We start from the raw sequence: 10,877 nt of genomic DNA on the forward strand, positions 1-10,877 counted from the left end.
TCTCCTTCGGTTCGTGCTGGGGGTCAGTTGAAGTCGCCGGCTGCGCGCGTGGCGGCGGCGAGGACGTCGCCGTCGGCGACACGGGCGACGACGGATTCGATCTCGGGCGACAGGTAGCGGTCGGGGCCGGGGCGGCCCGCGCCGTCGAGCGTTTCGATGACGGCGGCGCGACCGGGCCCGGCGTGAGCGGGGCGCGCATCTGGATGCCGCGCGTGGCGGTGAGCAGTTCGATGGCGAGCACGCGCGTCAGGCCGTCGACGGAGCGGCGCAGCTTACGCGCACCGGCCCAGCCCATGGAGACGTGGTCTTCCTGCATGGCGCTGCTGGGGATCGAGTCGGCGCTGGCCGGGTTCGCGAGGCGCTTGAGTTCGCTGACGATGCCCGCCGCCGTGTACTGGGCGATCATGAGGCCCGAGTCGGTGCCGGGGTCGTCGGCGAGGAACGGCGGGAGGCCGTTGTTGCGGGCGCGGTCGAGGAAGCGATCGGTGCGGCGTTCGCTCATCGAGGCGACGTCGGCGATGACGATGGCGAGGAAGTCGAGCGCGTACGCGACGGGGGCGCCGTGGAAGTTGCCGTTCGACTCCACGCGGCCGTCGAGCGTGACGACGGGGTTGTCGACGGCGGCGGCGAGCTCGCGCTCGGCGACGGTGGTGACGTGATCGAGGGTGTCGCGGGCGGCGCCGATGACCTGCGGCGAGCAGCGCAGCGAGTAGGCGTCCTGCACGCGGGTGCAGGCGTGCGGGTCGCGGTGCGAATCGCGGATGCCGCTGGCGTCGAGCACCTTGCGCAGGTTGGCGGCCGACTTGGCCTGGCCCGGGTGGGGACGCAGCTTCTGCAGGTCGTCGGCGAACACGTCGTCGGTGCCGAGCAGGCCCTCGACCGAGAGGCCCGCGGCGATGTCGGCGGTCGACAGGAGCATCCGCAGGTCGGCGATGGCGAGGCACAGGGTGCCGAGCATGCCGTCGGTGCCGTTGATGAGGGCCAGGCCCTCCTTCTCCTGCAGGACGACCGGCTCGATGCCCGCGGCCTTGAGCGCGTCGGCGGCGTGGACGACGTCGCCGTCGGCGGTGGCCACCTCACCGTCGCCCATGAGCGCGAGCGCGCAGTGCGCGAGCGGCGCGAGGTCGCCGGAGCAGCCGAGGGAGCCGTACTCGCGCACGAGCGGCGTGATGCCGGCGTTGAGCATCGCGATGTAGGCGTCGAGCGTCTCGGGGCGGATGCCGGTGCGGCCGGTGGCGAGGGTGGAGATCCGCAGCAGCATGAGGGCGCGCACGATCTCGCGCTCGACGGGTTCGCCGGAGCCCGCGGCGTGGGAGGCGACGAGGCTGCGCTGGAGCTTCTGCCGCTTCTCGGGCGGGATGCTCGTGTTCGCGAGCGCGCCGAAGCCCGTCGAGATGCCGTAGTGCGGGATGGTGTCGCTCGCGAGGGCGTCGATGATAGCGCGGGATTTCGCGACTTCGGCGACGGAGTCGGCGCTCAGCTCGATGGTGGCGCCGTGGCGGGCGACGGCGACGACGTCGTCGATCGTGAGTGGGCCGACGCCGACGGTGACGCTGCCGGTGGGCTGTGCTGCAGAAGTCATGCGCCCATTGCATCGTGCGAGCCCGGGCGCGGCGTGACACGGGCGACGCGAACTGTCCCAGCATTGAGACAGTTGCCCTCGAATGGCTACCGTTGGTGCGTGAGTTCTGCCCCCGCCGCCGCCCAGGTCATTGCCCTGTTGCAGCTGCTCGCGGGGCGACCGTCGGCGCAGCCTGCCGCGACGTTGGCGCGCGAGTTGGGGCTTCCACGGTCGACGACGTACCGGCTGCTCGGGGTGCTCAAGGACGCGGGGTTCGTCACGCACTCGGAGGAGACGCGGCGCTGGGGGCTGGGCATCGCGGCGTACGAGTTGAGCTCGGCCTACTCGCGGCAGCAGCCGTTGCAGCGCATGGCCCGCGCGGTGATGACGCGCCTCGCGGAGAGCACGGGGCAGGCAGCGCACCTCGGGGTGCTGCACGGCTCGGACGTGCTGTACGTCATCGAGGAGCGGCCGCTCGGGATTTCACCGCTCGTGACGGACGTCGGCGTGCGCCTGCCTGCGAACGTGACGGCGAGCGGGATGGCGATGCTCGCGCACCTGCCGGCCGCGCAGGTGCGGGCGCTGTTCCCCTCCGGCGCGGAGCTCGTGCAGCGCAACTCCGGGGCGGATCAGCCGGAGACGGTGGCGGGCCTGCGTTCGGAGCTCGCGCAGGTGCGTCAGCGCGGGTACGCGCGGGAGGTCGGGCGCGTGACGCCGGGCTTCCAGACGGTGGCAGCGGCGGCACTCGACCTCAACGGCCTGCCTGCCGCGAGCCTCGCCATCACGTGGCCTCAGGACGCGGGCGACCGCGAGACCGAGTACGCCACAGTGGTCAAGGATGCCGCCACAGAACTGACATCTCGTCTGGCTGGATGAGGCAGCGGGGTCTCGGCACTGGCGGCTGTGCCCGCTGACCCGCACCTTCGGGTGGCACATGCCCACGACCCATTGGCGTGGTCACGACGGCCTTTGATGATGGAGAGTGGGCGCCGATGAGGTCGGTGACTGCCGCTGGCCACTGCGCCCCCGCCGTCACCCGATGGTCTTGGGCTGGACCGCCCGGCCCCGTCCTGACACCCCGCCCGCTCTCACAGCATCGGAGATGCAACCATGAACGACCGACCGATCGCTCTCGTCGTGGGAGCCTCCCGCGGCTTGGGACTGCTCGTCGCCGCCGACCTCGCGAAGCGCGGGCACCAGGTCGTTCTCGCTGCCCGCTCTCAGGAAACGCTCGACGCGGCGGCCCGCTGGATCACCCGCCAAGGGGTACCAGAAACATTCGTCCACACGGCCGTGATGGACGCCTCCGATGCGCGCAGTGTTGCCGACGCGGTCGAAGACGTCGAGACCACCGTCGGCCCGGTCGACGTGGCAATCCATGTGGCAGGCATCATCGAGGTGGGCCCGGCCGAGAACACGACGCGTGGGCACATGGAACACGCGATGAACATCATGGCGTGGGGGCCCGTCAACCTCGCGGACGCCGTGGTCGCGCGTATGCGCGAGCGGCAACGCGGCCGCTTCGCAGTCGTCACCTCGATCGGCGGCATGCTGAGCGCGCCACACCTGCTGGCCTACTCGACGGCCAAGTTCGCCGCGGTCGGTTTCACGGAGGGCTTGGCGGCCTCGCTCGCCGGCAGCGGCGTCACGGCCAGCGTCGTCGCGCCGGGTCTGATGCGCACCGGTTCGCACGCCGCCGCCGAGTTCTACGGTGACCGTCAGCGCGAGTACGCCTGGTTCGCGCCCGCCGCATCGCTGCCCCTCGTGAGCATGGATGCCCAACGCGCCGCGCACGCCATCGTCGGCGGGGTCCTCGCCGGCAAGCCCTACGTCATCCTCACCCCCGCGGCAAAGGTGGGCGCGCGCGTCCACGGCCTCGCGCCGGGGCTGACGACCCGCCTCCTCGGCGTCGTCAACCGGTTGCTTCCCGGCCCGGTGGACGGGGCCACGAAGCCGATACCGGGTGCCGAACTCGCGCCGTCCGCCGGGCGACTCGTCAAGGTGCTGACCTCACTCGGCGACCGATCCCGCCGGCGCAACCTGGAGCCGTGAAGCGGCCACCCCACCGGAGGTAGTGACACCCGACGGCGCCTCGTTAGCGTTGCAGGAGAGCAACGTAACGCCCCGACGGAGGTTCGCACCCGCCGAGACAGCGATAGAAAGGTTCAACATGTCCGAGATCACGCAAGAACAGGTCGTCGAGATCATGCGCGGTGAGCGCTTCGTCATGATGACCTCGATCGCCGACGACGGAACGCTGCACAGCCACCCGATGACCCCGAAAGAGGTCACCGACGACGCCGACGTGTGGTTCTTCATCGGTCTTCAGGGCGAGCAGGCTCAGGCGCTGCGCACCCAGCCGGAGGTCAACCTCGCCTTCGCCGAAACCGGCTCCTGGCTCTCCGTCGCTGGTCGCGTCGAGTTCGTCGAGGACCGACAGAAGATCGACGAGCTGTGGGACGACGGCGTGGCGGCGTGGTTCGACGGTGGCAAGGAAGACCCGAACCTTGGTCTCATCCGATTCGAGAGCGACTCCGCGCAGTTCTGGGGGCAGCCCGGCGGCAAGGTCTCAGCGCTCGCGAGCATCATGAAGGCCCGCGTCACCGGTGAGCGCCCGTCCGCCATCAGCGCGACGACCGAGATGTAGATCCGGACGAGCACGCGTCAGAGCTATCGCTCGACGAATGCTCGGGTGTCGGCCGGGTGCGCGTGGCCCCCGGCCGACGGCTCGTTCGAACCGAGCACTCCGACGCTGACGGCACTTGCCGTCACACCTCGAACCGCGAAAGGTGCTATGAGACATCCGCCCAGCTTTCGCATCATACGGAGTTCGGCCCACGCTCGGTCGGCCGTGTGGGACGCACTGTGGGATCTCGAGATTCACTCACGCGTGATCCCGTTCACCACCGTGACCCTCGTGCCCACCGAAGTCGGACACGAGAGCGGCCTGCGAGAAGGGTCACGGTTCGACGCCCGCACGCACCTCGGGCCCCTGACGATCGACGACGTCATGCGCGTCGACCGCTGGGATCGCCGGCGGAGGCTCGAATCGTGAAGGTCGGGAGAGTGTTCGGTGGCACAATCACCGTGCGTCTGAGTGACGTCGATGGCGGGAGCCGTCTCGACTGGCATCAGACGTACAGCGTTCACGGGCTGCCCGACATCGTCGCGTGGTTGGCAGTGCCTCTCGTTCGTGCCGGATACGTGAGAACTCTGAGCCGCATCATCGGATCTCAGGAACCGGCTGGGTGAGCGTGGCCTGCGCGGCCGCTACCGGCATCGCTCAGACTATCTCCCACTCGGCGACGGGGCCGGGAATCAGCGTGAACATCGGATGCGGCCGCGGCGCGCTCGCGGCCAAGTGCGCGCGGAACCACGGCGGGTCTCGCTGCTCGACCTTTCGGCACAGATGGGCCCACTCGTAATCGAGTTGCCCTTGCGCGAGCGTCAGCGATACGGAGGGCTCGAGGGGCCTCAAAAGCTTGTCCGAACGAAACGTGTAGCCACGTCGATCCGCTTCCTCAGCGAGTCGCCAAAGATACGACGTGATGGCGCGGATCGGGTCGTCGGTGGCACGAAACCTCAGCAGCTGCGGGTGGTTCCTGTACCCCGTGGTCTCGCCGGCGAGAACCTTCTGCGCGAGCAGCCCTTCACGCCATCCCGCCACGAGAGCGCGTCTGTCCAGCTGGGCAGGGTGAAGGCTCCATATGCGCATACCCTGAATTTACCGGCACCCCTAAGCCGTCGACATTCGGCTCCGAAGGGAAAATCGTGAACTCTACTGCCCGACATCGCTTCGACGGGTACATCCTGGGCGTCGGCACACCGTGTGGTCGCCGATTCGTCGTGGGGTGCTGGCAGCGCTCCCCGTTCGGCGCGTTCGCCGACATCATGGTGGCCCACCCGGACGGCGCGCGCGAACTCATCGCTCCCAACGAAGAAGTGGGAGCGTACGTCTGCGAGACGTACTAGTTCGATCAGGTCACGTTGTCGGACGTTCACGTCGCGCGCACCTCTTCGAAGTGGGTCATCGCCACCGATCGGTCGAGGCTTAGCTACGTTCGGTCGTCGCAGGCTCTTGGGCTACCCCTTGCGCCTGGTCCGTGGACCGCTCATCCACCCTGTGACGGCACGATTGTCGAACCCGCTGGCTCGTCGCCTCGTGGAGGGGGTTCAGACGCACGGGTCCGCAGGCCACGGGGCGCACGAGTATTACGTCGCCCAGGACCTTCGCCGTGTGGCGACGCTGAGCGGCTCGTGGGAAGGAGAGCCGATCGGCGTCCTGGCCCCCGTGACCCCGGCCCCGCAGTTCGGGTTCAGCTCCACACCGCAGATTCCCTCTCTGACGCGTGTCACCACGTTCATTGACCGGCCTGGCGCGTGATCTGAACGAGGCGGAAACGCCGCGGCCCCGCAGAACCTCAGAGGTTCTGCGGGGCCCGGCGTTGTGCGACGTTCAGCAGCAGCGGCTGCGCGGGTTGGTGTCCTGCGCGTCGGTGCGTTCGCGCCAGTACTCCTTCTTCGTCATCGGAGCCTCACCGGGGTGAGTGCGCTCGTGATGCGCGAGGTAGCGCTCGTAGTGGTTGTCGCCCATGACGGACGCCCAGTACCACCGCACCGAGTCGAAGGCCCGACGAAGACCGCCCGGCTGCTCCTGCTCCAGCCGGCAGTGCGTGTTCGTCTGCTCAGGCATGGACGCGACCTCCCGCGGGCGCACCCTCCGAGTCGAGCCCGGCCTCACGCCACTGCTCGAGAACGGCCTTCTCGTCGTCCGTGGCGGAGAAGCCGGCCGGCGCGAAGATCTTCGACGGCACCTTCTCGCCGGTGACGCCGTCGTCGGCTTCGCCCGCACGAACCGCCTTGATCGCGGCGATGACACCGGCGATGACGACGATGAGAACGAGACCCGCGAACAGGATCGACAGCGACTGCTGGATGAACGTGTTGCGGATGACCGCGTCGATCGCCTCCGGCGTCTTGGCCGTCTTGAAGCTCGTCAGGCCCTTCTCCTTGGCGTCGACGAACGCCTTGTGCTGCGCCCAGTAGCCGAGCTTCGGGTCGGAGGAGAAGATCTTCTGGTAGCTGGCCGTCATCGTGACGATGACGTCCCACGCGAGCGGAATGCCCGGGATCCAGGCCCACTTCAGCTTGCCGCTCTTGACGACGACGACGACGACGACCGTCAGCGCCACCGCGGCGAGCAGCTGGTTGGCGATACCGAACAGCGGGAACAGCGTGTTGATGCCGCCCAGCGGGTCGGTGACACCCATGAGGAGGATGGAGCCCCAGCCGGCGACGACGAGGAACGTCGTGATCCAGGCGCCGACCTTCCAGGACGTCTCACGGAAGCGCTTGAGGCCCGGGACGTTGCTGAGCGTGTCGGAGAGCATGAAGCGCGCGACGCGGGTACCGGCGTCGACCGTCGTCAGGATGAACAGCGCCTCGAACATGATGGCGAAGTGGTACCAGAACTGCTTCATTCCGGCGCCGGGGATGACCTGCGAGAACACGTTCGACATACCGAAGGCGAACGTCGGGGCGCCACCGGTGCGGGAGACGACCGACTCCTCGCCGACGTCCTTCGCGGCCTGCGCGATCTCGGCCGACTGGATCGGCGTGCCGCCGAGTCCGAGAGAGTTGACCCACGCGGCAGCCTTCTCGGGCGTGCCGCCCGTGACACCGGCCGGGGAGTTCATGACGAAGTAGAGGTGGTGGTCGATGATGGCGGCCGCGATGAGCGCCATGATCGCGACGAACGACTCCACGAGCATCGAGCCGTAGCCGATGAGGCGAGCTTGGCTCTCCTTCTGCAGCAGCTTCGGCGTCGTGCCCGACGAGACGAGGGCGTGGAAGCCCGACAGCGCGCCACAGGCGATCGTGATGAAGAGGAACGGGAAGAGCGAGCCGGCGAAGACCGGGCCGTTGCCCTCCTTGCCGAACGAGGTGATGGCTGGGATGTCGATGGCCGGGCGCGCGATGACGATGCCGAGCGCGAGCAGAACGATCGTGCCGACCTTCATGAAGGTCGACAGGTAGTCACGCGGAGCGAGCAGCAGCCACACCGGAAGGACGGCGGCGGCGAAACCGTAGATGATGATGGCCCACGCGAGCGCCGTCGGCGAGAGCGTGAACAGGTCCTTGCCCCAGTCGGTGCCGGCAACCCAGCCGCCGGAGACGATGGCGAGGAGCAACAGCGCGACGCCGATGCCCGAGACCTCGGAGACGGCGCCGGGGCGCACGAAGCGCAGGTAGCACCCCATGAAGAGGGCGATCGGGATCGTCATCGCGAGCGAGAAGACACCCCAGGGTGACTCGGCAAGGGCGTTGACGACGACGAGGCCGAGCACCGCGATCAGGATGATCATGATCGCCATGACGGCGAACATGGCCGCCCAACCGCCGACCGGGCCGAGCGTGTCACGGGCCATCTGGCCGAGGCTGCGACCGCCGCGGCGCGTGGAGATGGCGAGCACCATGTAGTCCTGCACGGCGCCCGCGAAGATCACACCGAAGATGATCCAAAGCGTGCCCGGCAGGTAACCCATCTGCGCGGCGAGCACGGGGCCGACGAGCGGGCCGGCGCCGGCGATGGCGGCGAAGTGGTGACCGAACAGCACGCGCCGGTCGGTGGGCAGGAAATCCTGGCCGTTCTCGAACTGCTCGGCCGGGGTGGCGAGATCGTCGCGCGGACGGATGACCTTGTACTGGATGAGGCGGCTGTACAGCATGTAGCCGATGACGTAGCTGCCGACGGCAGCCATGACGAACCAGATCGAGTTGACGTGCTCGCCGCGGACGAACGCGACCATCGTCCATCCGATGGCGGCGATGACGGCCGCGACGGCGATGACGATCTTCTGACGTCCCGTGATCTGGCGGGGTAGGTCGACCGCGACCGGGGGCGTGTTCCCGTCGCGCTCGGGGGTTTTGGTGCTCGACGCGGGCACGGAGACCTCCCTTTTCGTGTGAGTGTGAGCAGGGCCACGTTATGCGGTGTCGGGTAGGTCACAGGGCTTTGACAACGCACGCGCAGGTCACGCCTTCATCACGAATTTGGACGAACGTCACGCAGTGGGGCCGGTGGGGCGCGGTCCGTCGCCGAACCAGTAGCGACGGCTGTCTTCGCGGACGTCCTCGAGCCGGCCCCCGCAGGACTCGATGACGGCGCGCGAGGCGCCGTTCGTCTGCGCGCAGCAGACGAGCACGGGGTCGATGTCGAGCGCGGCGGCTTCGGCGAGCCCGAGCTTCAGAGCCTCCTTCGCGATGCCGCGTCCCCGAGCGGCCGGCCGCACGGAGTAGCCGATGTGGCCGCCGAGTTCGTAGAGGAACTCGTTGAGCGCGTGACGCAGGGCGAGGTGACCGACGAGGGCGCCGTCGTCGACGATCCAGAAGTAGGAGCAGTGGACGAGGCCGGTGTGCGGCGGACACATCGTGTTGCCCTGGCGGGCGCAGTCTTCGACGTAGGCGGCGAAACCGTCGGGGGTGATGTCGACGTCGGTGCCCGCGAAGAAGCCCGAGCCGTCCATGCCGCCCGCGCAGACCCAGTGGTCGTCGCGCGAGCCGGTGGTGGCGTCGCGGAACTCGCGCAGCATGGCCGACCAGTCGTCGTAGCGCGCGGCGTCGGGGGCGATGAGTTCGATCATGTCGGTCATCTCATCACCCCCGACGGTGGAGCGTCGATCAGTTTTCGGTGCGCTTACTGAGCGCGCAGTCCGTCGACGCCGCGGGGCTCGTCGCCGCGCAAGGTGACGCGGTGCATGACGCGGGTGTTCGTGTAGTCGCGGTTGGCGTAGTGGGAGGTGGCGCGGTTGTCCCAGATGCCGACGTCGCCGGGCGCCCAGCGGTGACGGATCGTGTGCTCGGGCTGCGTGAGGTGGGCGTAGAGGGCGTCGAGGATGGCGCGCGACTCGGCGTCGGAGACGCCACTGACGTGGGAGGTGAAGCCGGGGTTGACGAAGAGCCCGCGGCGGCCGGTTTCGGGGTGGACGCGCACGACGGGGTGTTCGACGGCCGGCAGTTCGGTGACGATCTCGCCCTCCCACTCGTGGCCGCCGTTCTTCTTGAGGAAGGCACCCCACTCGCGGTTGCCGTCGTGGACGGCGAGGAGCTGATCGGCGAGCACCTTGAACGGTGCGGAGAGCGAGTCGTAGGCGGCCTGGCTGTCGGCCCAGGACGTGTCGCCGCCGTACGGGGGCAGGGTGACGGCGCGCAGGATGCTGATGGCCGGCGGCTGCTTCATGAACGTGACGTCGGTGTGCCAGACGTCGGAGAAGGAGAACTCGGGGTCGCTCGAGTCGATGTTGTAGATCTCACGGCGCTCGTGGTTGCCCCCGACGGGGTGACCGGGCGTCAGCTCGCCGAGCAGGTTGCCGAGGCGCACCTGGGCATCGTCGTCGAAGGCGTGCTGGTCGCGGAAGAAGAGCACCTTGTGGGCGAGCAGGGCGCGGCGGATGTCGAAGGCCGCGATCTCGTCGATGGACGCCAGGTCGATGCCGTGGATAACGGCGCCCAGGGCGGGGCCGAGGCGCTCGATGCGCAGGCCGGGCGTCGTGGCGGGAGCGTGGGTGGCGAGAAGTGTCATGACAGCCTCTTTCGTTCGTTGCGCTTGCGCAGACGCCGGGCGGCGACGCGCCAGGTCGTTACTCGGGGCACCCCACCGCAGCGGAGGGTTGCCGCCCGACTAGCCGAGACTTGTCGCCGGGACTCGTGACCTGCTCATAAGGTAACAGGGGCCGACGCCAAACAAAAAGTTATATGTCCGGCGTCGTCCACATCGCGAACCCGCGTGTCGCCCGGCGCCCGCCGGCTGCACCGCTTGAAGAAAGTGCGCGCTCCAGTCGGCCACCTACAGCCCCGTGTCGACGCTCCAATTCAGATACCCGAGTTAGTCTGGAGTCTTGACAACGTGCCCAGGCAACGCACGGGGGTGGGCAAAATAATCGATGTAACAGTCGGAGCCGAGGTGGTGTCGATAGACCGAGCCACGTTCGTCGCGCTTCTCAATAACTCCGTGGTACATAGCCTCGTCGCCTACACCAAGACACTCGATCGGGGCCACATCGCCTTCAGAGACCTCGTCGAGCTGTGCCGTAAGGCAGAAGTTCCGTACCCGCTACTGTTCGCCCCGCGCTCAGTAGTCGAGGAACAGCTGGCCGCAAAAACGGAGAAGCTCCTGGCAGGAGTATCAAAGAGTCAATACTCAATGGCCGCCCGAGGGGGGCGTGTCAGATGGTCTGTGTAAGCCGTACCGAGAGGAACGGTAAGAATCATGACCATGACCGACGAGAAGAACCCAGGCGAGCCCTCGGGCCAGGAC

General features: G+C 68.3%; 10 protein-coding genes, 1 pseudogene and 1 riboswitch. Of the genes and pseudogenes, 5 read left to right on the top strand and 6 right to left on the bottom strand.

Going from position 1 to position 10,877, the window contains the following annotated elements:
• Positions 1–23: 23 nt before the first annotated feature.
• Positions 24–1,582 (bottom strand): annotated as a pseudogene (gene hutH / locus D1832_RS05825) (histidine ammonia-lyase).
• 99 nt (positions 1,583–1,681) lie between these two features.
• On the opposite strand from hutH, the gene D1832_RS05830 reads away from it, so the two are divergent.
• The 4 genes from D1832_RS05830 to D1832_RS15300 all read left to right on the top strand — a co-directional run bounded on the left by D1832_RS05830 (position 1,682) and on the right by D1832_RS15300 (position 4,616).
• Positions 1,682–2,437, top strand: coding sequence for an IclR family transcriptional regulator (locus D1832_RS05830; protein ID WP_118913008.1), 756 nt, complete (start codon positions 1,682–1,684; stop codon positions 2,435–2,437).
• Positions 2,438–2,671: 234 nt separating this feature from the next.
• Positions 2,672–3,613 carry an SDR family NAD(P)-dependent oxidoreductase gene (locus D1832_RS05835; protein WP_118913009.1) on the top strand — a complete coding sequence of 314 codons (942 nt, stop codon included), beginning with the start codon at positions 2,672–2,674 and terminating at the stop codon, positions 3,611–3,613.
• A gap of 118 nt (positions 3,614–3,731) precedes the next feature.
• On the top strand, positions 3,732–4,208 hold the full coding sequence (locus D1832_RS05840; protein WP_118913010.1) for a pyridoxamine 5'-phosphate oxidase family protein: 477 nt from the start codon (positions 3,732–3,734) through the stop codon (positions 4,206–4,208).
• A gap of 243 nt (positions 4,209–4,451) precedes the next feature.
• Complete coding sequence (locus D1832_RS15300) at positions 4,452–4,616, top strand: hypothetical protein (RefSeq protein ID WP_182434677.1); 165 nt, start codon at positions 4,452–4,454, stop codon at positions 4,614–4,616.
• Positions 4,617–4,844: 228 nt separating this feature from the next.
• On the opposite strand, the gene D1832_RS05855 is transcribed toward D1832_RS15300, so the two are convergent.
• Positions 4,845–5,276 (bottom strand): pyrimidine dimer DNA glycosylase/endonuclease V, encoded by a 432-nt coding sequence (locus tag D1832_RS05855; protein WP_047310698.1) that lies wholly within the window; start codon positions 5,274–5,276, stop codon positions 4,845–4,847.
• A 56-nt stretch (positions 5,277–5,332) separates the two neighbouring features.
• On the opposite strand from D1832_RS05855, the gene D1832_RS15135 reads away from it, so the two are divergent.
• Positions 5,333–5,533, top strand: a complete 201-nt coding sequence (locus D1832_RS15135; protein WP_147362625.1) for a hypothetical protein — start codon at positions 5,333–5,335, stop codon at positions 5,531–5,533.
• Between the two features lie 484 nt (positions 5,534–6,017).
• Here the strand turns inward: D1832_RS15135 and D1832_RS05865 are convergent, their stop codons facing one another.
• The 4 genes from D1832_RS05865 to D1832_RS05880 form a co-directional block, all read right to left on the bottom strand.
• Positions 6,018–6,254, bottom strand: a complete 237-nt coding sequence (locus tag D1832_RS05865) for a YbdD/YjiX family protein (protein ID WP_118913040.1) — start codon at positions 6,252–6,254, stop codon at positions 6,018–6,020.
• Positions 6,247–8,508, bottom strand: coding sequence for a carbon starvation CstA family protein (locus D1832_RS05870; protein WP_206609358.1), 2,262 nt, complete (start codon positions 8,506–8,508; stop codon positions 6,247–6,249). The genes D1832_RS05865 and D1832_RS05870 overlap by 8 nt, the downstream gene beginning before the upstream one ends.
• A 117-nt stretch (positions 8,509–8,625) precedes the next feature.
• Positions 8,626–9,213 carry a GNAT family N-acetyltransferase gene (locus D1832_RS05875; protein WP_241510882.1) on the bottom strand — a complete coding sequence of 196 codons (588 nt, stop codon included), beginning with the start codon at positions 9,211–9,213 and terminating at the stop codon, positions 8,626–8,628.
• Between the two features lie 44 nt (positions 9,214–9,257).
• Complete coding sequence (locus D1832_RS05880; protein WP_118913013.1) at positions 9,258–10,142, bottom strand: TauD/TfdA dioxygenase family protein; 885 nt, start codon at positions 10,140–10,142, stop codon at positions 9,258–9,260.
• A 15-nt stretch (positions 10,143–10,157) separates the two neighbouring features.
• A riboswitch (SAM riboswitch) is annotated at positions 10,158–10,273 on the bottom strand.
• Positions 10,274–10,877: the final 604 nt, after the last annotated feature.

This window comes from Dermacoccus abyssi, assembly GCF_003515945.1.
Taxonomy (GTDB): Bacteria; Actinomycetota; Actinomycetes; order Actinomycetales; family Dermatophilaceae; genus Dermacoccus; species Dermacoccus abyssi.